The 22,593-nt window shown below is 52.6% G+C and carries 20 protein-coding genes; 10 read left to right on the plus strand and 10 right to left on the minus strand.

Annotated elements, in window-relative coordinates:
* Genes ACP15Y_RS11350 through uraH form a run of 5 tightly spaced genes read right to left on the minus strand, consistent with a single transcriptional unit; the run spans position 1 to position 6,199 of the window.
* Positions 1 to 1,224, minus strand: coding sequence for a urate hydroxylase PuuD (locus ACP15Y_RS11350; RefSeq protein WP_133573637.1), 1,224 nt, complete (start codon positions 1,222 to 1,224; stop codon positions 1 to 3).
* Positions 1,214 to 2,056: a xanthine dehydrogenase accessory protein XdhC gene (gene xdhC, locus ACP15Y_RS11355; protein ID WP_424983200.1), complete on the minus strand. Its 843-nt coding sequence runs from the start codon at positions 2,054 to 2,056 to the stop codon at positions 1,214 to 1,216. The genes ACP15Y_RS11350 and xdhC overlap by 11 nt, the downstream gene beginning before the upstream one ends.
* On the minus strand, positions 2,056 to 4,362 hold the full coding sequence (xdhB, locus tag ACP15Y_RS11360) for a xanthine dehydrogenase molybdopterin binding subunit (RefSeq protein ID WP_424983201.1): 2,307 nt from the start codon (positions 4,360 to 4,362) through the stop codon (positions 2,056 to 2,058). Before xdhB ends, xdhC begins: the two co-directional genes overlap by 1 nt.
* The gene (xdhA, locus tag ACP15Y_RS11365) at positions 4,362 to 5,840 is read right to left on the minus strand and encodes a xanthine dehydrogenase small subunit (protein ID WP_424983202.1); all 1,479 of its coding nucleotides are present in this window, start codon (positions 5,838 to 5,840) and stop codon (positions 4,362 to 4,364) included. The genes xdhB and xdhA overlap by 1 nt, the downstream gene beginning before the upstream one ends.
* A gap of 2 nt (positions 5,841 to 5,842) precedes the next feature.
* Entirely contained in the window at positions 5,843 to 6,199 is a 357-nt protein-coding gene (gene uraH / locus ACP15Y_RS11370; protein ID WP_424983203.1) for a hydroxyisourate hydrolase, read from the minus strand.
* A gap of 187 nt (positions 6,200 to 6,386) precedes the next feature.
* Between uraH and puuE the strand changes: the two genes are divergently transcribed.
* From puuE to ACP15Y_RS11385, 3 genes are read left to right on the plus strand one after another with little or no spacing between them, the layout of a single operon-like run.
* Complete coding sequence (gene puuE / locus ACP15Y_RS11375; RefSeq protein WP_424983204.1) at positions 6,387 to 7,832, plus strand: allantoinase PuuE; 1,446 nt, start codon at positions 6,387 to 6,389, stop codon at positions 7,830 to 7,832.
* Positions 7,833 to 8,657 (plus strand): bifunctional allantoicase/(S)-ureidoglycine aminohydrolase, encoded by an 825-nt coding sequence (locus ACP15Y_RS11380; RefSeq protein WP_424983205.1) that lies wholly within the window; start codon positions 7,833 to 7,835, stop codon positions 8,655 to 8,657.
* Positions 8,658 to 9,158: an ureidoglycolate lyase gene (locus ACP15Y_RS11385; RefSeq protein WP_424983207.1), complete on the plus strand. Its 501-nt coding sequence runs from the start codon at positions 8,658 to 8,660 to the stop codon at positions 9,156 to 9,158.
* A gap of 209 nt (positions 9,159 to 9,367) precedes the next feature.
* Here the strand turns inward: ACP15Y_RS11385 and ACP15Y_RS11390 are convergent, their stop codons facing one another.
* Positions 9,368 to 9,811: an Lrp/AsnC family transcriptional regulator gene (locus ACP15Y_RS11390; RefSeq protein WP_133573629.1), complete on the minus strand. Its 444-nt coding sequence runs from the start codon at positions 9,809 to 9,811 to the stop codon at positions 9,368 to 9,370.
* A 242-nt stretch (positions 9,812 to 10,053) separates the two neighbouring features.
* On the opposite strand from ACP15Y_RS11390, the gene ACP15Y_RS11395 reads away from it, so the two are divergent.
* The 5 genes from ACP15Y_RS11395 (at position 10,054) to ACP15Y_RS11415 (ending at position 14,977) form a co-directional block, all read left to right on the plus strand.
* Complete coding sequence (locus tag ACP15Y_RS11395) at positions 10,054 to 11,169, plus strand: saccharopine dehydrogenase family protein (RefSeq protein ID WP_424983208.1); 1,116 nt, start codon at positions 10,054 to 10,056, stop codon at positions 11,167 to 11,169.
* 498 nt (positions 11,170 to 11,667) lie between these two features.
* Entirely contained in the window at positions 11,668 to 12,447 is a 780-nt protein-coding gene (locus tag ACP15Y_RS11400) for an ABC transporter ATP-binding protein (protein ID WP_424983209.1), read from the plus strand.
* A gap of 48 nt (positions 12,448 to 12,495) precedes the next feature.
* Positions 12,496 to 13,218 carry a transporter substrate-binding domain-containing protein gene (locus ACP15Y_RS11405; RefSeq protein ID WP_424983210.1) on the plus strand — a complete coding sequence of 241 codons (723 nt, stop codon included), beginning with the start codon at positions 12,496 to 12,498 and terminating at the stop codon, positions 13,216 to 13,218.
* Positions 13,219 to 13,337: 119 nt separating this feature from the next.
* Positions 13,338 to 14,141, plus strand: a complete 804-nt coding sequence (locus ACP15Y_RS11410; RefSeq protein ID WP_424983211.1) for an ABC transporter permease — start codon at positions 13,338 to 13,340, stop codon at positions 14,139 to 14,141.
* Complete coding sequence (locus tag ACP15Y_RS11415) at positions 14,138 to 14,977, plus strand: ABC transporter permease (RefSeq protein WP_424983212.1); 840 nt, start codon at positions 14,138 to 14,140, stop codon at positions 14,975 to 14,977. The genes ACP15Y_RS11410 and ACP15Y_RS11415 overlap by 4 nt, the downstream gene beginning before the upstream one ends.
* Before the next feature lie 12 nt (positions 14,978 to 14,989).
* Here the strand turns inward: ACP15Y_RS11415 and ACP15Y_RS11420 are convergent, their stop codons facing one another.
* From ACP15Y_RS11420 to ACP15Y_RS11430, 3 genes are all read right to left on the minus strand, one after another.
* Entirely contained in the window at positions 14,990 to 15,844 is an 855-nt protein-coding gene (locus tag ACP15Y_RS11420) for an SMP-30/gluconolactonase/LRE family protein (RefSeq protein WP_424983213.1), read from the minus strand.
* A 161-nt stretch (positions 15,845 to 16,005) separates the two neighbouring features.
* A complete protein-coding gene (locus tag ACP15Y_RS11425; RefSeq protein WP_424983214.1) occupies positions 16,006 to 17,235 on the minus strand; it encodes a pyridoxal phosphate-dependent aminotransferase in 1,230 nt (409 codons plus the stop codon).
* Positions 17,236 to 17,246: 11 nt separating this feature from the next.
* On the minus strand, positions 17,247 to 18,728 hold the full coding sequence (locus tag ACP15Y_RS11430; RefSeq protein WP_424983536.1) for an aldehyde dehydrogenase family protein: 1,482 nt from the start codon (positions 18,726 to 18,728) through the stop codon (positions 17,247 to 17,249).
* A gap of 212 nt (positions 18,729 to 18,940) precedes the next feature.
* On the opposite strand from ACP15Y_RS11430, the gene ACP15Y_RS11435 reads away from it, so the two are divergent.
* Positions 18,941 to 19,876 carry a LysR family transcriptional regulator gene (locus ACP15Y_RS11435; RefSeq protein WP_424983215.1) on the plus strand — a complete coding sequence of 312 codons (936 nt, stop codon included), beginning with the start codon at positions 18,941 to 18,943 and terminating at the stop codon, positions 19,874 to 19,876.
* Positions 19,877 to 19,882: 6 nt separating this feature from the next.
* Here ACP15Y_RS11435 and ACP15Y_RS11440 read toward each other — a convergent pair whose 3' ends face one another.
* A complete protein-coding gene (locus ACP15Y_RS11440) occupies positions 19,883 to 20,464 on the minus strand; it encodes a LuxR C-terminal-related transcriptional regulator (RefSeq protein ID WP_424983216.1) in 582 nt (193 codons plus the stop codon).
* A gap of 157 nt (positions 20,465 to 20,621) precedes the next feature.
* Here ACP15Y_RS11440 and ACP15Y_RS11445 point away from each other — a divergent pair, with 157 nt between their 5' ends.
* Complete coding sequence (locus ACP15Y_RS11445) at positions 20,622 to 22,565, plus strand: acetoacetate--CoA ligase (protein WP_424983217.1); 1,944 nt, start codon at positions 20,622 to 20,624, stop codon at positions 22,563 to 22,565.
* The last annotated feature ends 28 nt before the right edge of the window (positions 22,566 to 22,593 follow it).

The raw sequence follows: 22,593 nt of genomic DNA on the forward strand, positions 1-22,593 counted from the left end.
CTACTGATTTACGCTTTCATACCATGCCACAAGCAGCTCGCGCTCTTCCGCTGACATGTAGGTCACATTGCCCGGCGGCATGGCGTGGCTGCGCCCGGCTTGGATATAAATCTCTTGCGCGTAAGCGGCAATGGCTTGGTCATTATCCAAAATGACATTTTTCGGCGCTTGATGCACCCCATCCCACACTGGCTCCTCGGTGTGACACATGGAGCAACGGCCCAACACCGTGTCGCGCGCCTCTTCAAATTGAGCCGATGCCATATAGGGCGCGGCATTGAGGGTGGCCATTTTATCTTCGGTAAGCCCCGAAATTTTTGGATTGGTGGACAACCACATGATCAAAATAAACAGCACCGCAGATAGGAACCATGGCCAGCCCAAAAACTTGCCGCTTTCGTGCTTTGTGTTGAAGAAATGGCGGATCAGCACGCCGATCAAAAAGATCATCGAGGCGATCACCCAATTATATTGGGTGGCGAAGGCCAGCGGGTAATGGTTCGACAACATCAAAAACAGCACGGGCAGTGTGAGATAATTATTGTGCACGGAGCGCTGTTTGGACTGTTTGCCCAAGGCCGGATCAGGCTCTTTCCCCGCCTTTAAATCATCCACGATCACTTTTTGATTGGGGATGATGATGAAGAACACATTGGCCGACATGATGGTGGCGGTAAACGCGCCCAAATGCAGCAATGCGGCGCGGCCCGTGAACATTTGGGTGTAGCCCCAGGCCATAAAGACCAGCACGCCAAACAGCAGCACCATCAGGCCCGTATCGCTTTTGCCAATGGGTGATTTGCACAAGAGATCATAAATGATCCAGCCCCCGGCGATGGAGGCCACCGACAGGAAGATGGCGAGCGGCACGCTCATATCCATCACATTGCGGTCGATCAAATAAAGGTCCGCCCCGACATAATAGACAATGGCGAGCATGGCGAAACCGGAGAGCCAGGTGGTATAGGCTTCCCACTTAAACCAAATCAAATGTTCGGGCATATGGTCGGGCGCGACCATATATTTTTGAATGTGATAGAAGCCGCCGCCATGGACCTGCCATTCCTCGCCGCGCACGCCCTTGTGCAATTTCGGGTTGGGTTTAAGGCCCAAATCCAAGGCGATGAAATAGAAGCTGGAGCCGATCCACGCAATGGCGGTGATCACATGCAACCAGCGCACGCCAAAGGCGATCCATTCATAAAAAATTGCACTATCTGGCATATTCGCCCCCTAATTTCACCTCGGCTGTTTGTGCCTGCGCTGCCTGTTGCTCAATCAATTCTGCCGCCACCAAGGCTGCGATCACTTCGGGCCGTTTATCTTTGACCTTGGCACCGCCAATGGGTAGCACCAATTGATCGAATGGCGCCTTTGGATAGGCATCGGCCAACCACGACCGGAAAGTATTGCGCTTTGATTTTGAGCCGATCATGCCGACATAGAAAAAGCGGTTCATGGCCAAGGCTTCGCCGGTAATAATAAAGTCTAGCGCATGATCATGGGTGAGCACCACCACGCCTGCCCCCTCTGGCGCAGCGCGCAGTTCAGCTTCCGGCAGCGGGCTAAGGCGTTTTTCAATGCCGTCTATTTTGGCCAGTTCTTCGGCGCGCTGATCGATCAAGATCGGCTTGAACGGCAGAGGCTTTAGCGCCTGTGTCAAAGCGCGACCTACATGGCCTGCACCGAAGATATAGATTGGCGTGAAAGCTTCAGCTTCGTCGCGTAAATTCTGTTCGAAAATTTGCGCCGCGTATGCATCCAAGCGACGCAGGGAGAAGGTGAAATGTCCGCCGCAGCATTGGCCGATTTGCGGACCGAGCGGCAAATCGATCTCGCGATGGGTTTGGCCGTGCCGCAACATTTTGCGGGCTTCGTCCATCATCATATATTCGGCTTGGCCGCCGCCAATTGTGCCAAAAACATCTGACGCGCTGACCACCATTTTGGCGTCAAGATCGCGCGGGGTGGAGCCTTTGATGGCGAGAATTTCCACCAAGATGGCTTCGCCCTTCGCCTGTGCCCAGAATTGTTGCCAATCGGAAATCGCCTTCATCAGCGCTGCCCTTTCAACCTTTCCACCGCCATCAAAACGCGCTCTGGCGTGGCCGGAGCATCAAGGCGCGGGCAGGTTTTATAGTCGTCCACACTGGCCACGGCCATGGACAAGGCTTCCAGCACCGACACGGCGAGCATAAAGGGCGGTTCGCCCACCGCTTTTGACCGCTTGATGGTGCGCTTTTCATTTTTCGACCAGGTGACCAACTTGGTGTTGAAGGTGCGCGGCCGGTCGGACGCCAGCGGGATTTTATAGGTGGAGGGCGCGTGGGTTTTCAGCTCACCTTTGTCGGAGAACCAGAGTTCTTCGGTGGTGAGCCAGCCCATGCCCTGAATAAAGCCGCCTTCAACCTGCCCCAGATCAATTGCCTCATTGATCGAGTTGCCCACATCATGGAGCAAATCCACGCGATCGACAAAATATTCGCCGGTGAGGGTGTCGATCACCACTTCGGAAACGGCGGCGCCATAGGCGTAATAATAGAAAGGCGTGCCGCGGCCGGTTTCCCGGTTCCAGTGAATGTCGGGGGTTTTGTAGAACCCAGCGGCGGACAGATGCACGCGCTCAATGTAAGCGGCGGCGATCAGTTCCTCGAACGGCACTTGCTTGCCCGCGCAATCCAAATGCTCGTAGCCGAACTTGACGTCCGCTTCTTCGATCTTGAATTTGTCGGCGGCGAAACGCACCAGCCGGGCCTTTAATTGCCGCGCCGCATCGGCGGCGGCCATGCCGTTCAAATCGGTGCCGGATGAGGCGGCGGTGGCGGAGGTGTTGGGCACTTTGTCGGTGCGGGTGGCGCTGACTTTGACGCGGGCCGGATCGACCTGCAATTCATCGGCCAGCACTTGCGCCACTTTGGAATATAGCCCCTGCCCCATTTCCGTGCCGCCATGATTGAGCAGGATGGAGCCATCCTTATAGATGTGCACCAGAGCGCCCGCCTGATTGTACCAGGTGGCCGTGAAGGAAATGCCGAACTTAACCGGGGTGAGCGCAATGCCGCGCTTCAGATTTTTGTGGGTCTTGTTGAAGACCAGCACCTTCTGGCGTCGGGCCTGATAGTCAGAACTTTCTTCCAACTCGTCCACCACTTGAGCGATGATGTTGTCATCGACAATCTGGTGATAAGGCGTGATGTTGCCTGTGTTCGGGCCATAAAAATTGGCGCGACGCACCTCAAGCGGGTCTTTGCCCAGCTTATAGGCGATCTCTTCAATCACCCGTTCGCCGCCGATCATGCCCTGCGGGCCGCCAAAGCCGCGGAAAGCGGTGTTGGACACGGTGTTGGTTTTCAGCGGGCGCGAGCGCAGCTCGACGTTTTCGAAGAAATAGCAATTGTCCGCATGGAACAGGGCGCGGTCGGTTACCGGGCCGGAGAGGTCAGCGGAGAAACCGCAGCGGGCGGCAAAGTCCGCATCCAGCGCATGGATTTTGCCGCTTTCATCAAAACCCACCTCATAGGTGGCGAGGAAATCATGGCGCTTGCCGGTCATCACCATATCATCATCACGATCTGGGCGAATTTTCACGGCGCGCTTATATTTCTTCGCGGCCATGGCTGCCACGCAGGCGAACAAAGCGCCCTGGGTCTCCTTGCCGCCAAAACCGCCGCCCATGCGCCGCACTTCCACATTCACCGCATGTTGGTGTGTGCCCAAAGCATGGGCCACCATATGCTGCACCTCAGTTGGGTGCTGGGTGGAGGAAATGACTTTCACATTATCGTCTTCCCCCGGAATGGCCATAGCAATTTGGCCTTCAAGATAAAAGTGATCCTGCCCGCCAATTTCCATTTCGCCTTTAAGGCGCATGGGCGCTTTTTCCAGCGCCGCTTTTACATCACCATTTTTCAAAGTGAGTTGCGGGGTGACGAATTCACCACCTGCCGCTTCAGCTGCGCGAATATCAATTAACGCAGGTTTTTCCTGGTAGGAGATCTTGGCTTTTTTTGCCGCACGGCGCGCCGCATCGCGGTGGGTGGCGATCACGGCAAAGATGGGCTGGCCGAGAAACTGCACGTCTATGTCGGCGAAGATCGGATCATCATGCAGCGCCGTAGGGCTGACATCATTGGCGCCGGGAATGTCATTGGCGGTGAGCACGCCGAGCACATCCGGGTGCGCCAACACATCAGTGAAGTCCATGCTTTCAATGGTGCCGGCTGCAATGGTGCTGAGGCCGATATAGGCGTGCAGCGTGCCCGCCGGTTCATTGATGTCATCCAGATATTCGGCGGCACCGGCCACATGTTTGTGGGCGGATTCGTGAGGCTTTGGCCCCAGGGCTGATTGCTTTGAACGCATCAATTCACCTCCACCAAAGCGGCTTGGCGCAGCGCGTCTAAACTCTCCGCCTCGCCAAAATGGTCATCATAAAAGCGCAGCAGCAGATTTTTCGCCACTTGCTGACGATAGGCCGCGCTGGCGCGCATATCACTCATCGGGGTGAAATCCTGATCAAAAGCATCCAGCGCATTTTCAAATGTGTCGCGGGTGAGCGGTTGGCCGTTCAGCGCAGCTTCTACATTGTCCGCGCGCTTAGGCACGCCTGCCATGCCGCCATAGGCGATGCTCACTGTCTTGATCATGTCGCCCTCGGTTTCAAGGTAAAACGCAGCGGCGACGGCGGAGATATCTTCATCCCGGCGCTTGGAAATTTTATAGGCCGCAAAGTGCGCATCTGATTTTGGCAAGGGCACTTGAATTTGTGCCACAAACTCGCCGGGCGCGCGATCTTGCTTGCGATATTCGATAAAGAATTTTTCCAATGGCAATTGGCGGGTTTCTTCGCCGATTTGCAGCGTAATGGTTGCGCCCAATGCGATCAGTGCTGGCGGTGTGTCACCAATGGGCGAGCCATTGGCAATGTTGCCGCCGATGGTGCCCATATTGCGCACCTGTGCGCCCCCAATGCGCCGCCAATAGGCGCTGAGCTGCGGCAGCTTTTCATCAATCAGTGGCAGCAGATCAGTGTAGGTTACACCGCCGTCGATGATCAGCTGACCATCTTTTTCCTCTACCGCATCAAAATCACGGAGCGCTGTTAGATAGATGGAAGGGGTGATCGGGCGCATAAATTTGGTGACCCAGAGGCCCACATCTGTCGCGCCAGCCACCAAAGTTGCATCTGGGTGTGCTGTGTAGATTTCGGCCAATTGTGCCTTGGTCTTGGGCACAAAGATTTTGTCGCCATCGCTCTCAATGGCGATGGGCGTGTCATTTTCCAGCGCTTGCAAGCGGTCGATATTTTGCTGGCGTTCCTTCACCAGAAAATCCTGCTCTAAGCTGCCAAATTTTGTGATATTCCGCGCGGCTTTGACGATGGGCTGATAGCCCGTACATCGGCAGAGATTGCCCTGCAAAGCTTCCTCAATCTCGGTTGTGGTCGGATCAGCATTTTCCATCCACATGGCATAGAGCGACATGACAAAGCCGGGGGTGCAAAACCCGCATTGAGAGCCATGATGTTCAACCATGGCTTGCTGGATTGGATGCAGCCCCTGATCGCTCTTCAAATGTTCGATGGTGACGATGTGGGTGCCGTGCAGGCTGGCGACAAAGCTGATGCACGCGTTGACGGCCTGATAGCGCAGCTTGCCATTTTTCAGCCGCCCGACCAGCACGGTGCAAGCACCACAATCCCCTTCGGCACAACCTTCTTTTGTGCCGCGGAGTGTTTTTTCAAGACGTAAAAAATCAAGTAAAGTTTGGTCTGATTTGAGCTTTTCTAGCTCTATAATTTCATCGTTCAGCCAAAAAGAAATTTTTGAATCGAAGTTCAAAACTAACTCCCTCGATAAGTCGAATAGCCGTATGGCGACACCAAAAGCGGCACATGATAATGGGCATCTGGCTGAGCAATCACAAAGCGCACGGGCACCTCATCCAAAAACGCGCCATTCGGCTCTTCAACGCCATGGCTTTTGAAATAGTCAGCGACCATAAAGCGCAATTCATAGGTGCCGGTTTTCAATGTGCCTTCGAGCAAAGGGCCGTCCACGCGGCCATCATGATTGGTGCGCGTTTCCAAGATTTGCTCGGCAGTGTGATTGTTTAGCTCAAAAAGGCAGAGCTGCAAGCCGCTCGCGGGACAACCGCGCGCTGTGTCCAACACATGTGTTGTTAGTTTACCTGTCGCCATAACTACCTCCCCCTTATAGGTTCATTTTTGCCGTGTTTCTGGGGGTTCTGTCAAGAAATTTTAACAATTGGTCAAAAAATTACCACCGCCTGGCATTTCCCCCTAGGCGCAAATCATCGCTTCATGCATAGTGCATGCAATGTGCGATTTCGCCAACGCAAAAATATCAGCATAAAGGGTGGAGCAAATGAGCGATAAACCGCAACGCTATGAACGGGATATGCGCGGCTATGGCCGCCGCAAGCCAGCGGTTCAATGGCCGAATGGCGCCAAGATTGCCGTGCAATTTGTGCTCAATTATGAGGAAGGCGGCGAGAACTGCCTGTTGCATGGGGACAAGGCTTCTGAGGCCTTTTTGTCTGAAATTGTGGGCGCGCAGCAATGGCAAGGCCAACGCCATTGGAACATGGAAAGCATCTATGAATATGGCGCGCGCGCCGGGTTTTGGCGGGTGCATGAGCTGTTTACCCAATTTGATATGCCGCTGACCATTTATGGGGTGGCCACCGCGCTCAAACGCTCGCCCGAGCAAGTTGCGGCGATGCAAGAAGCCGGATGGGAAATCGCCTCACACGGGCTAAAATGGATCGAATATAAGGATTTCACCGAGGCCGAAGAACGCGCCCATATGAAAGAGGCGATCCAGCTGCATTATGAGGCCACGGGCGCTTATCCCAAAGGCTGGTATACGGGCCGCTGTTCGGACCATACGGTGGCGCTGACCCAAGAAATGGGGTGTTTTGATTATGTGTCGGACAGTTATGCGGATGATCTGCCCTATTGGCGGGCACCCCGTGGCGAGGCGCAACAGCCACAATTAATTATCCCCTATACACTGGACACAAATGATATGCGTTTTGCTGCGGTGCAGGGCTTTAACAGTGGCGACCAGTTTTACTGCTATTTGAAAGACAGCTTTGACGCGCTTTATGCCGAGGGCGAAAGGGGTGCGCCGAAACTGCTGAATATCGGCCTGCATTGCCGCCTGATCGGCCGCCCCGGACGGATTATGGCGCTACGGCGTTTTCTCGACTATATCCAATCCAAACCCGATGTTTGGGTGGCGCGGCGTATTGATATTGCGCACCATTGGATGCAGGAACATCCCTATGCAGCACCAAAATTTGACGTGGTGAATATGAGCCGCACAGCCTTTGTGGACCAATTTGGTGGCATGTTTGAGCATTCGCCTTGGATTGCAGAGCGGGCTTATGAATCTGAGCTTGGTCCGGCACATGATTGTGCCATCGGCATACATGCGGCACTGGCGGCCCAGTTTCGAAAAGCGCGGGAGAGCGAGCGGCTTAAAGTGTTGAACGCGCACCCGGATTTGGCGGGCAAATTGGCGGCGGCGAAACGGTTGACTGAAGACTCGACCAAGGAGCAAGCAGGTGCTGGGCTTGATGCATTGACGGATGATGAGCGCGCCACCTTCAGCGAGTTAAATGAGACTTACACGGCAAAGTTTGGTTTTCCCTTTATCATTGCGGTGAAAGGGCTGAACAAGGATCAGATTCTTGAACAGTTTAAAAAGCGCGTGCATCATGATCGGGATGAAGAATTCACGACAGCGTGTCAGCAAGTTGAGCGGATTGCTCTGTTGCGGCTGAAAGACATGTTTGGGGAGGACTAGATGAGCCAATATTATACGCCCAAAGGTGGCCTGCCGCCGCAAACGCAATTGCTGACCGATCGCGCGAAATTCACGGATGCCTATGCAGTGATCCCCAAAGGGGTGTTTAGCGATATTGTCACGTCCAACCTGCCCCATTGGGACAATACCCGCGCCTGGATTATTGCGCGGCCACTCAGCGGCTTTGCCGAGACCTTTGCGCAATATGTGATGGAAGTTGCCCCCGGTGGCGGCAGCACCCGGCCTGAGCCGGACCCGAGCGCTGAAGGCGTTTTGTTTGTGACCGAGGGCGAAGGCGCGCTGACGCTTGACGGAGAACAGCACAAACTGGACGTGGGGTCATATGCCTATTTGGCGGTTGGGGCGGACTGGCAATTGGCGAACGATTCAGATGCACCGCTGCGGTTTCATTGGATTCGCAAGGCCTATGAGGCGGTCGACGGGATCGATGCGCCAAAGAGCTTTGTGACCAAAGAGAATGACCACGATCCCATCCCGATGCCAGATACGGATGGCGCTTGGGCCACCACGCGCTTTGTGGACCCCAGTGATGTGGCCCATGATATGCATGTGAATATTGTGACGTTCCAGCCGGGCGGCGCGATCCCTTTCGCGGAAACCCACGTGATGGAGCACGGGCTTTATGTATTGCAGGGCAAAGCGGTTTATCGGCTGAATGAAGATTGGGTTGAAGTGGAAGCGGGCGACTTTATGTGGCTGCGTGCCTTTTGTCCGCAGGCTTGCTATGCGGGTGGGCCAGAGCCGTTCCGCTATCTGCTTTATAAAGACGTCAATCGCCACATGAAGCTGAAATTGGGGGTATAGATGGAAGTCCCCTTTATCCCCATCAAGCAGATGACGATTGAGGCTTTTGCGCCATTTGGTGAAGTGATCGATTTGGACAAGGCCGATCATTTTCCGATCAATAATGGCATGTGCACCCGCTATAATGATCTCGCGACGGTGGAGCTAGGCGGCGTTGAACCGCGGCCGCTGGTGAATATTTTCCGCGGCAAGCCTTATGATATTCCGCTGCACCTTAAGATGGTGGAGCGGCATCCGTTGGGTTCGCAAGCTTTTATCCCCATGAGCCGACGACCTTTTTTGGTGATTGTTGCCCCTGATGGCGCAGGCAAGCCGGGCACCCCGCAGGCATTTTTGACCCAATCGGGCCAAGGCATCAATTTAAAGATGGGCTGCTGGCACGGGGTGCTCACCACCCTTGAGCAAACCAGCGATTTTGTGGTGATTGATCGGGGTGGGCCGGGTGAAAACCTTGAAGAGTTCTATTACGAACCAGGCTTTTTGGTGGGGTTTGCGGATTAGAGATTTTTGTTGAGTGCTCTTACGTCACCCCGGACTTGATCCGGGGTCTAAGCGGATGCAGAGACGAGGCACAGCCTTCACACTCTAGCCACTAGTGCATTGCCCTTTTGGCCAAGGTTACATGGATTACCGGATCAAATCCGGTAATGACGGTGGTGGATGAGGCTATTTTGTGCTGTGGGTCGTTTTCTTTATCCGGCGGATCTGGTTTACCGCCGATCGAACTTACGACCCAGCACCAGCGACGTCTGCGTGCGGCGGACGCCGGGGATGAGGGCGATTTCGTCGATGATTTCGTCAATATCTTCGAGCTGTGGCGCTTCCACTGACAGGTGCAAATCATATTCGCCATTTATGGCGAGGCAGAGCTTGATTTCGGGGAAGTCTTTCAGCTTATCAGCGATCTGCTTGCCCTGCTGCTGATGCACTTCAATCATCACCAAGGCTTCCACGTGCTGGCGGCCCGGGTCTTCGGCCAATTGCACTGTGTACCCCTTAATGTAGCCCAGCCGCTCCAGCCGGGCGATCCGCTCATGTACCGTGGTGCGGGCAATGCCGAGTTTTTTAGCAATATCAGAAGTTTTCGCGCGGGCATTAAACTGCAATTGGGCAATCAATTGCCGATCCAATTCATCCCGTATGGGCTTTTCCATGCCGCCACTCCCTTCCGACAAATAGTCAAACATATGATAAAGTGACGATGCGCAAGTTTTGCCCAAGGCGCAAGTGCATCATATGGTTAAGCGGGGATCGCGCTCCTCTTTTTCGTCATTTTGTCGGGAATTTCAAATAATTTCCGTCGTTTTGTCTTGATTATGTCGGTTCAGATTCTATGCGCTGACAGCACGCACTGGCACAATTTTACCAGTTAAAAAATCAAACCAGAGGGACAGATATGAATTGGGATGTTTTGATTGTAGGCGCAGGTAAAATTGGCCGCATGGTGGGCGTGGTTTTGGAAAGCCAGCCTGAATATAACGTGACCGTTGCCGACACCAATGAAGCTGCCTTGGCAGAAGTGGCCAAATTGGGCCTAAAAACAGCTAAGGTCGACGTGACCAATGAAGAAGAATTGGTGGCTGCCCTTAAAGACAAAAATGCAGTGTTGAGCGCTGCCCCTTATTTTTTAACCCCTGCCATTGCGACAGGCGCGAAAAAAGCAGGCACACATTATTTCGACCTGACAGAAGATGTAAAAGGCACCAAGTTTGTGATGGACTTGGCCAAAGATGCTGACACAGCCTTTATGCCACAATGCGGTTTGGCCCCCGGTTTTGTGGGCGTTGCGGGTTATCACTTGGCGAAACAGTTCGACAAGGTCGAAGATTTGTCCATGCGCGTAGGTGCGTTGCCACGCTACCCAACAAATGCGCTGAAATATAACATCACCTGGTCCACCGAGGGCATGGTGAATGAATATTGCAACCCCTGTGAAGCCTTGGTTGACGGTAAATTGGTGGAAGTGCCACCGCTTGAAAATTTGCAAACATTCACATTGAACGGCACCGACTTTGAGTGTTTCAACACGTCTGGCGGCTTGGGCACCTTGTGCGAAACGCTTTCTGGCCATGCAAACAATGTTTCATACCGCTCAATCCGCTATCCGGGCCACCGCGACATTTTGAAAATCTTGCTGCAAGATTTGAAACTGCAGGATCGTCAGGATTTGATGTGCGAGATTTTCAACACGGCTTTGCCAGTGACCAAACAAGACACTGTAACCGTGTTCTGCACCGCCACAGGCACCATCAATGGCAAATATGAGGAGAAATCTTTCCTCAATGTTTCCATCCCAATGGAAGTAGCCGGGAAAGAATGGACAGCCATTCAGATCACTACGGCGGCGGGCGTAACCGCAGCGATGGATTTGATGCGGACCGGCAAATTGCCAAGCAAAGGTTTTGTGCGCCAAGAGCAGATCAATCTGGATGAGTTTTTGGACAATCGGTTCGGCGGCATGTTCCTAGGCAAGCCGTTGGAAACCAGCACTGCGACTGAAAAAGCCGCATAATTTCAAAAGGGTGGGCTTCGGTCCACCCTTTCCATTTCGGCAGCTTGATCTAAGCAAAGTGCGAAATACATGTTGAATTTTGCACAAAATAATGACTATTCAGTCAAAATATAATCGGTCATACTGGCTGGAACATATCGCAAAAACTGAATTTGCGGATAAGGCGTTGTGAGGGCAACGCAAATCAGGCCCGAGAAATTGGACCTGATGCGAGGGAGGACATTATTGATGCTTTTGAACCTGACCGTTGGTCCGGCGAGGCTGTTGAGCGCGTTTGCGTCATCAAACTTTTTACCTGCAGGCATAAGTCTGAGCTCAGGGCAACGCCCCCAATTTCTGCGGGCACGGCGTTCCGCGCACCGCAACATTCCTGCACCATTAAACCGAAAACAGATTGTTTGCTCCCCCCAATTGGGTAGTGGGAGCAGCAATTGCCAATTGTGCACCTTTTAATTTTGGGCTAGATCGGTTGGAAGCGACCAAAGAATGAAAGAAAATATGTCGGATACGCAAACACCTGTCATCGAAGTAAAAGACCTGCACAAGAGTTATGGGCAGCTCGAAGTTTTAAAAGGCGTAGATTTGGTGGCGCATAAAGGCGATGTGGTGAGCCTGATCGGTTCTTCCGGCTCTGGAAAATCCACCATGTTGCGCTGCATCAATTTGCTGGAGGACAGCCAGCAAGGCGATATTATTTTTGATGGTGAGCCTGTGCACTGGAAAGGCGAAGGGCTTAACCGCCATCCGTCCAATAAAGACCAAGTTATTCGCATCCGCACAAACCTCACCATGGTGTTCCAGCAGTTTAATCTTTGGGCACATATGTCGATTCTGCAAAATGTGATGGAAGCGCCAGTTACGGTTCTGAAAGAAGACCCGGCAGTGGTTGAAGCACGCGCCCGCAAACTGCTCGACAAGGTGGGCATTGGCGACAAATGCGAGAATTATCCGGCACAGCTTTCCGGCGGCCAGCAGCAGCGCGCAGCCATTGCGCGCGCCTTGGCGATGGAACCGCAAGCCCTATTGTTTGATGAACCGACCTCCGCGCTTGACCCAGAGTTGGAGCAAGAAGTGGTGAAGGTGATCAAGGATTTGGCCAAAGAAGGCCGCACCATGATTATCGTGACCCACGATATGCGCTTGGCAGCGGATGTTTCCGACCATGTTATCTTTTTGCATCAGGGACGCATTGAAGAACAAGGCACCCCTGATGAGGTGTTTAAGAACACCAAAACCGAACGGCTGAAGCAATTCTTGAGTGCGACCGTTCCGGCATAACCAACTCAAGATCTCTTTATAAAAGAGGTTAAACCAAGGGAGACTAAAATGAAAAAATTCATGCTTTCCGTTGCTGTTTTGGCAATGAGCACAAGCTTTGCAATGGCGGACACTGTGCGCCTTGGCACCGAGGGCGCTTACCCTCCATACAACTTTATCAATGATAATGGTGAAGTTGACGGTTTTGAGCGCGAATTGGGCGATGAGCTTTGCAAGCGTGCAGAAATGGATTGTGAGTGGGTAACCAACGATTGGGATTCAATCATCCCTAACTTGGTATCTGGCAACTATGACGCGATTATCGCTGGTATGTCTATCACGCCTGAGCGTCAGGAAGTTGTTGATTTCACACAGAACTACACACCTCCATCACCTTCAGCATTTGCTGCGTTGAGCGCTGATGTTGACCTTGACGGTGGCGTTGTAGCTGCACAAACGGGCACCATTCAAGCTGCGCACATCACCACCACTGGTGCGACATTGCTTGAGTTTTCAACGCCTGACGAAACTGTTGCTGCTGTGCGCAATGGCGAAGCAGACGCAGTGCTTTCAGACAAGGACTTCTTGATCCCATTGGTTGAAGATTCAAATGGCGACATGGTTTTTGTTGGTGACGATATTCCTTTGGGTGGCGGTATCGGCATGGCTTTCCGCAAATCTGATCCAGAAATGCGCGGCAAGTTTGATGCAGCGATCCAATCCATGAAAGATGACGGCACATTGAACGAGCTGATCATCAAATGGTTGGGCGAAGACTCACCACGCTTCTAAGAAATTGAGGAAGGGCGGGACTTGTCTCGCCCTTTGCCTATATGTTTGAATTCTGCGCAAATCCCGACCAAATTGAAGGCTTAACCTGGCTGACCTGTTATCTAACAACAGGCAAGCATATGAGCTTTTATGCCTCATTTGGCACTGTTTTATTGCTGTTGGCTGTTACCGCGCCAACCGCCTTGTTATTCGGCTTTTTTGGCGCGTCTGCTGCGCGGTCGCACATTGCACCGCTGCGCTGGCTCGGCAAAGGTTATACCGCCATTGTGCGCGGTGTGCCTGACATTGCCTTTTTCCTTTTCTTCGTGATTGCGCTCGACCAAGCTTTTGAATATGTGCGCCACAAAACCCTATGCTCGGACTGGACCGAACCTGTGCGGCAAGGCAATGATTTTGTGGTGTGCGCGGCGGCGAAATTGCCGCTATCCACTTCCCCGCAATGGGTGCACGAAACCTATGGCTTTATGCTTGCCGTGCTGACCTTTGCCATTGTGTTTGGCGCCTTTGCCGCCAACGTGCTTTATGGCGGCATGCGCGCTGTGCCCCATGCACAGCTGCAAACAGGCGAAGCTTATGGCATGACCCAGCGCCAAGTGTTCTGGCGGATTTTGATGCCGCAAATGTGGGTTTATGCCCTGCCCGGCTTGTCTAACCTTTGGATGATTTTGATCAAAGCGACCCCTCTATTGTTCTTGCTTGGGGTTGAGGACATTGTTTATTGGGCGCGGGAATTGGGCGGCTCAAAAAGCTCCGCCTTCTCCTATCCGCACCCGGATTGGCGCATCTATTATTTCTTGGGCCTGTTGGTGTTCTATCTCGCCATGACCAAGATTTCTGAAATTGTGTTTGAAAAACTCATGGACCGTTTGAACCTTGGCCAAGCCACAACCGGCGGCAAATCACTTGCGGGAGGTTCAGCATGAGTTGCATTGAAACCATCCAGAACTATGCCTTCCGCTCCATGGGTTTTGGCGAGCGCTTGTTGCCGCGCTCAGACTTTACCTTGTGTGACCAATTCACCCTGATTGGCTCGGGGCTAATCTGGAATGTTTATTTTGGCGTGTTGGCGCTTTGTCTAGGCTTTTTCCTTGCTGTTGCCGTTGCGATGGCCAAGGCCAGCAAAAACCCAATTGCGCGCTTGCCGGCAGAATGGTTCATCTTTATTTTCCGCGGCTCACCTCTCTTTATTCAGTTCTTCTTTGCGTATGAGTTGTTTGTGTTGCTGCCGAAATTGGGCACCGACATCAATTTGGGCTTTGTGGAAATCACGGTGGAAACACGTTGGCTGACCAAAGCGTGGCTTGGGGCGTTGATCGTGTTGTTCCTCAACACAGCAGCTTATTCGGGCGAGATCTTTTACGGGGCGCTTAAATCCATCCCGAAAGGCGATGTGGAAGCCGCCGATGCCTATGGCATTACCGGATGGCCACGGTTTAAAAAGATCATATGGCCAACCATGTTGCGCCTCGCCTGGCCAGCTTACACCAATGAAGCGATCTTTTTGTTTCATGCGACAACGCTGGTGTTCTTTTCCGGCTTTCCAAGCTGGCAACAGCGCGGTGATGCGCTTTATTACGCCAATTATTTTGCGGACAAGACGTTCAACCCGTTTGTGCCTTACCCGATTTTGGCGTTCTATTTCATTTTGCTGACACTTTGTGTGATCGGCGTTTATGGGATGATTAATAAGCGCTTGAATCGGCACTTGCCGGAAAATCAAGTGCGCCGCATTAAGGTGCGGCCGCAAATTATTCGCTAGATTTTGGTGCGGTCAGTCGAGGCTGACCGCATATTCTGCTTGCCCCTTCACCACATCTTTTACGCAAAAAACTTGGCCGTCTTGCACGCTTGGCGGGTTTAGATTTTCAAGGGCTGAGGTGAAGTAGAGGTCCGTGAAGTTGGGACCGCCAAAGGCCGGGCAAGTGGGCTGCTTTGCGGGCACGGAAATACGCTGCACCTCATAGCCCTGCTCATTATATTCCACGATGCAGGATGCGCCCCAAAGCGCGATCCAAATATGGCCTTTTTGATCCACCAATGCCCCATCTGAGTTTAGCTTTTTCTTGCTCAAATCCACATGCACAATGGGCTCGCCCAAAGGCCAGCCCTCTGCGTCCAGCATTTGCTTCCACACCACATGGGTTGGCGTGTCGGTGTAATAAGCGCATGAACGATCATGGGCGAAGCAGATAGAATTGGGAATCGCAACTTCTGGCACCAACAGGCGCAATTCGCCTTGGTAAAAGCGATAAATGCCACCCTTCTCTTGCGTTGGATCGGTTTTGGACATGGTACCAATCCAAAACCCACCCCACGGATCGATGCGTCCATCATTTGAGCGACGGGAGGGCACATCCTTTTCCAAATCCACCAGATGGGTTTGCGCGTCTGTTTCCAAATCAAAAGTGAAAATTTGGCTTTCAGAAGCGATCACCAATTTGGCTTCATCTAGCCAGCCTGCTGCCGTGACAATTTCATCAAACGCCCATTCCAGCGCTTGTCCGTCCTTTTGCGAACGTAATTTGCAATTAGGGATATCGAACCAAAAAAGCTGCTGCCGCAAAGGGTGCCAAAGCGGACCTTCGCCCAATGTATTTTGTCGTTGATCAAAAGTCTGTGCAGCCATTGTGTGCTCCTCCGCCTCTTAAATCTATGGCTAGCAAATCGGGACAGAGGGACAAGTCGGAAATGGACCGATTGGACAGATTTCGGACAAAAAAACCCGCCAGTACAAAGACTGGCGGGCAAGAAAAGATCTTTTAAAAAGATCCTTCTGTGGGAAGTTGTTTAAGCCAGAGCGCTTGCCGCTTTTTGAATACGGGATATCGCTTCGACTAATTCTGTTTTTGCTGCCGCATAGGATATACGAAAATAGGGTGAAAGTCCAAAGGCTGAACCTGGCACGATGGCCACGTGACTTTCTTCCAAAATATAGCGGCAGAAGTCGCTATCGCTTTCGATGGTCTTGCCGCTTGGCGTTTTTTTACCGATCAAGCCTTCGCAAGAAGCAAAGGTGTAAAATGCACCTTCCGGCACACGGCAGGTGACGCCTTGAATGTCATTGAGGCCAGCTACCACCAAATCACGTCGCTCTTGGAACGACAAGCGCCGTTCTTCCAAAAAGCTATTGTCGCCATTCAAGGCTTCAATGGCCGCGGCTTGCGACACGGAAGAGGCGCAAGATGTGGATTGCGATTGCATCACAGCCATGGCCTTGATCAATTCAACTGGGCCTGCACCAAAGCCGATGCGCCAGCCAGTCATGGCGTGGGATTTGGACACGCCATTGACCAAAAGAATGCGGCTTTGCAGTTCAGGCGCCAATTGTGCCGGAGTGACAAATTTGAAGTCATCATAAGTGATGTGTTCGTAAATATCGTCGCTGACGAGCCACACATGCGGATTGCGCTTGAGCACATTGAGCAGAGGCATCAATTCATCAGCCGAATAGGCGGCACCGGATGGATTTGACGGTGAATTGAGCATCAACCATTTGGTTTTTGGCGTGATCGCCGCTTCCAACTGGTCAGGCTGCAAGCGGAAGCCTTTTTCGCCCGGGCATTGCACCAACACCGGCACACCGCCGCACACTTCCACAATATCTGCATAAGTGGTCCAGAACGGGGTGGGGATGATCACCTCATCGCCCGGATTGATCGTTGCCATAAAGGCGTTGAACAAAACTTGCTTTGCCCCGGCAGACACGGAAATGTTGGCGGGCTGATAATTCAACCCATTTTCCCGTGCCAGCTTGTCGCAAATGGCCTTTTTAAGCTCAGGCGTGCCATCTAGCGGGGTATATTTGGTTTGCCCCGCTTCAATGGCAGCAATGCCTGCTTGTTTTACATGATCCGGGGTATCAAAATCAGGCTCACCTGCGCCCAAAATGATGACCGGGTGCCCTTCGGCCCGCAATTCGCGGGCACGAGTGCTGATTTTGATGATCTCAGAAACCGATAGTTTGGCTATGCGGTTGGCCCGGAAAAAGCCGGGATGAGAAACCAGATCGGCGGCCATTTATGTCGTCCTTACTCAATGTCAAAGCTAACGCCTTGCGCCAATGGCAAGGCTGTGCCGTAGTTCACCGTGTTGGTGGCGCGGCGCATATAAGCTTTCCATGCATCAGAACCGGATTCGCGTCCACCCCCAGTTTCTTTTTCACCACCGAAGGCGCCACCAATTTCAGCACCTGATGTGCCGATATTGACGTTGGCGATGCCACAATCTGACCCAACAGCAGAAAGGAATTTCTCAGCTTCACGCACATTGAGAGTGAAGATACAGGAGGAAAGACCCGCGCCCACAGCGTTTTGCATCTCTAGCGCGTCATCAAAATCAGAATATTTGGTGACATAGAGGATTGGCGCGAATGTTTCTTCAAACATCGGACCGGTTTGTTCTGGCATTTCCACCAAGGCTGGACGGAAATAATATGACGCGTCTCCATTTATATCGACACGCTCGCCTCCGGTTACGGTGCCGCCAGAGGCTTTGGCAGCTTCGAGTGCTTTGATCATATTGTCGCCAGCGTCTTTATCGATCAGCGGACCAACCAAGGCATCTGATTTCAATGGATCGCCGATGGTGACGCCGAGATAGGCTTTTTTCAACCGAGCAACCATGTCGTCATACATGCTTTCATGCACGAACAGGCGGCGGGTTGTGGTGCAGCGCTGACCTGCGGTGCCCATGGCACCAAACGCGATGGCGCGCACGGCCATATCCATATCCGCTGACGGGCAAACGATGCCCGCATTGTTGCCGCCCAATTCCAAAATGGTGCGGCCAAAACGTTGCGCCACGCGTGGGCCAACCTGACGGCCCATGCGGGTTGAACCGGTTGCGGACACAAGCGCCACTTTTTCGTGATCAACCATCACTTCGCCGCCATCGCGCTCGGCCACAAACATGGTGGTCAACCCTTCTGGTGCGTCGCCAAATTTGGCCAAAGCGCGGTCCAAAATGGCTTGGCAAGCCAACGCAGTCAAAGGTGTTTTTTCAGATGGCTTCCACACGGTTGCGTTGCCACAGACCAGCGCCAGAGCCGCGTTCCAAGACCACACGGCCACAGGGAAGTTAAAGGCGGAAATGATGCCAACCACGCCAAGCGGGTGCCATGTTTCCATCATGCGGTGATCAGCACGCTCAGTGGCGATGGTCAAGCCATAAAGCTGGCGAGAAAGACCAACAGCGAAATCGCAAATGTCGATCATTTCCTGCACTTCGCCCAAACCTTCAGACGGGATTTTGCCCGCTTCAAGGCTAACTACGCGGCCCAAATCTTCTTTAGACGCCCGCAATTCTTCGCCCAACAAGCGCACCAATTCGCCGCGGCGTGGGCCTGGCACTGTGCGCCAAACTTTGAACGCTTCATGCGCTTTTTCGATTTGCGCTTTGATTTCAGCAGCGCTTGATGTTTTTACTTCGGCAATCTTTTCGCCATTGGTGGGAGAATGAACAGCCAAATCGCCGCCTTCCAAAGCAGCTTGGGACACGCCCAATTTGCCCATCAATTCAATGGTTTCAGATTTGAGTGAAGATGCTGACATATTCTATCCCCTTTGGCATTTGCCATTGTTCGTTATGATTGACCGGTTTCGCCGGGGCGAACCCAATGCGCAAAATGTGGCTGGTCAAGTCGAAAAAATTCATTATTCTCATGATAACTTAGGCAAACACCCTAAAGAAGCAATGTTTTTTCATTACTTCATGAGGAAAAATAATGCATACCAGTCGGCGCAACTTTCCTTCGATCAACACGCTCAGCGCATTTGAGTGCGCAGCGCGGCACTTGAACTTTACCCGTGCGGCTGAGGAAATGAACCTCACCCAGAGCGCGATTTCGCGGCAAATACGCGACCTTGAACTACAATTGGGGGTAACCCTTTTTGAGCGGGTGCGCAAACGGGTTGTGCTGACCGAAGCGGGCGCGCGCTTTTTGGCCGACGCACGCTATCTGATCGAGCAAACTGAAGGGCTGGTTTATCGCACCATGGCCGCGGCTAAGGCTGAGGCCATGTTGTCCATCGCCACCTTGCCCACATTCGGTTCCCATTGGCTGGCCCCGCGCCTGCCTGATTTTTTGGCTGAAAACCCAGATCTCGCGATCAATATTGAAAGCCGTTGGTCGCCTTTTATGATGCAAGATCAATTTATTGACGTGGCGGTGCATTTTGGTCGTCCGATCTGGGCTAGCGCAACGTGCCATCCACTCTGCGCCGAAATGATGGTGCCTGTGGCGGCGCCGAGTTTGGTGAAATCGCATCGCTTGAACAGCGCACAAAACTTGGTCAGCACGCCCTTGCTGCATTTGCAAACGCGGCAAACGGGCTGGCGCGATTGGTTTGAACAGCAAGGCATTGAGAACAAAGAGCCGTTTAAGGGCCATCGCTTTGATCAATTCTCCATGATCATTGAAGCCGCATCCGCCGGCATGGGCGCGGGGCTTTTGCCCTTCTATCTGATCGAGCAACAGGTGATGCAGGGCAGCCTTAAAGTGATCGACCCCACGCCGCTAAACACCGAAGACGCCTATTTTTTGGCCATTCCGGACGATAAGGCGGAGAAGCCGGGCGTGGTCGCCTTTACCAAATGGATTCGCAAGCAGATCAAAAATCCGGTGATGCATTTGGATGAGGTGGATAGCCCGATCGCCTAGCATTGTTTATCGCGCAGAATGATGCGCGGAGAACCAGGCAATCAGCTCTGCCGTATTTCTAACACCTATCGCTTTCATCACCCGCGCGCGGTGCGCCTCAACTGTGCGTTTGGAGAGTTCGAGCTCCTCCGCAATAACCGCGTTGGTTTTGCCTTGAGCAACAAGAGCTACGATCTGACGTTGACGGTCAGTCAATTCATAGCCGGATGTGGCGATGGCGCGGGGCAATGGCTCAAAGCAATAAACCGCCTTGGCAAAGGGATTTGCCGAGATCATGGACCGTCCGCGAACCTTGCACCAAAAGCGCGTTTGGTCCGCCTTGATCATGATCCGCTCATCGTAATAGGTAATGCCCATGGTCATGTTGGTGGACCACATTTGACCTGTGCGCACAAAATCCTCAAAATTTGGATAGAGCAGATGGAAGCTTTGATTGCGCAGCTCGGCGCGGCCATAGCCGAAAAGCCGCGCAAATTCTGCATTACATTCCAAAATGATACGATGTTCCGCATAAACGAGCGGCACCGGCATTTCGTGCAGATTAAAATTGTATTTAGACTGGGACTGGACGGTTGCGTTGAGGACCATAATGATTGCCCGGTTCTTGTGCTTTCTTTTTCAGCATTAGCAATGGCGCGAACGCCCTGCCATTTACCGTATAAATACGACTAACGCTTGGGTTTTGACAAGCATTATGGTTTGATCACATCACTAAATCTTGAAAAAATGGCTTTTGGGAGGACAAATGGCCAACGATATTTTGTGGACTCCATCCAAAACCCGTCAGCAAAATGCAAATTTGTGGGCCTTTGCAGAAAAGACGAAGGCGTTGCACAATTGTGCACCTGACGATTATGACGGTTTGCTGCGCTTTTCCATTGACCAACCGCAAGCATTTTATAGCTCCCTGTGGGACGAACTCGGCATCATTGGCGAAAAGGGTGAGCGCACCCTGATCGAAAATGATGATATTCGCAAAGTACGTTTTTTTCCTGACGCCAAACTGAACTATGCGGAAAATGCACTGAAAAATGCGGATGACCGTATCGCCATTATCGGCCATCGTGATGATGGCACACGGCGCGAGATTACCCGCAAGGGCCTTTATGATCTGGTGAGCCAGCTGGTGCAGGCCATGAAGGCGAAAGGCGTTAAAAAGGGCGATCGCGTGGGCGCGATTGTGACCAATGATATCGAAGCCATTGCGCTTTATCTGGCCAGTGCAGCCATGGGCACCATTTGGGCGTCCTGCTCTCCGGATTTTGGGCCGGAAGGTGCGACGGACCGATTGGCACAGATCGAACCTAAAATCCTGTTTGCGGTGCCGCATTACAATTATGCGGGCAAGCATATCAATGTGGCGCCAAGCATCAATGCGGTGGCGAAGGAAGCCAAGATTGAGCATGTGGTCTTGCTGGATACGCCAAAGCCGGATGCTCATTATGAGATTGCGCATCAAACTTTAGATGAATTTATTGCGCCGTTCGCGCCGAGCGAAATTGAATTTGAGCGCATGGATTTTGACGCGCCGATGGTGATTTTGTTCTCCTCTGGCACCACGGGTAAACCCAAATGCATCATGCATCGCGGTGCGGGTTTGCTGATCCAACATTTGAAAGAACTGGTGCTGCACAGCGACGTGAAGCCGAATGACAACTTCTTTTATTTCACCACCTGCGGTTGGATGATGTGGAATTGGCTGGTGACCGGCTTGGCGGCAGAAGCAACCCTGATCACTTTCGATGGCAATCCGTTTTATCCTAAAGCGCCGCGCCTGTTGGATTTGATTGACCAAGAGCAGATTGATATTTTCGGTACGTCCGCCAAATATATTGATGCGCTGAACAATTTGAATGTGAAGCCGCGCGAAACTCATTCGCTCGCCAGCTTACGGGCGATCTTGTCGACCGGCTCTCCGCTTTTGCCTGAGAATTTCGACTATATTTACCGCGACTGGAAGGACGACGTGCAATTGGCCTCCATTTCTGGCGGCACCGACATTTGCGGCTGCTTTATGGGCGGGGTGCCCACCAAGCCGGTTTATCGCAGCGAGCTGCAAGGCGCGCAATTGGGGTTGGACCTTGCCATCCTAGATGATGATGGCAATGAACTGATCAATCAGCCCGGTGAATTTGTGTGCCGGAATGCGCATATGTCTATGCCCATTGGATTTTGGGGTGATGAAGATGGCGAGAAATATCGCAGCGCCTATTTCGACAAATTCGACAATATGTGGGCCCATGGTGACTTTGTGGAAAAGACTGACCATGGCGGCTACATCATCCATGGCCGTTCAGACGCGACGCTGAACCCGGGCGGGGTGCGCATTGGCACGGCCGAGATTTATCGGCAAGTGGAAACGATTGACCAGATTGAAGAAGCCATTGCCGTTGGCCAAGATTGGCAGGGCGATCAACGGGTGATCCTGTTTGTGCGGCTTCAAGACGGCGTGGTGCTTAATGAAGATTTGATCAAGCTGGTGAAAACACGCATCCGCACGGGGGCAACACCTCGGCACGTGCCAGCGAAAGTGATTGCAGTTGCGGATATTCCCCGCACCCGCTCTGGCAAGATTTCGGAGATCGCGGTGCGCGACGTGATCCATGGGCGCAAGATCAAAAACACCACGGCCTTGGCCAATGTGGAGTGTTTGGACGCCTATAAGGATCTGGCGGAATTGAAAGAATAAAAAAGGGGCCGATTGGCCCCTTTTCATT

Origin of the sequence: Maritalea sp. S77, assembly GCF_049801075.1 — a bacterium.
GTDB lineage: Bacteria > Pseudomonadota > Alphaproteobacteria > Rhizobiales > Devosiaceae > Maritalea.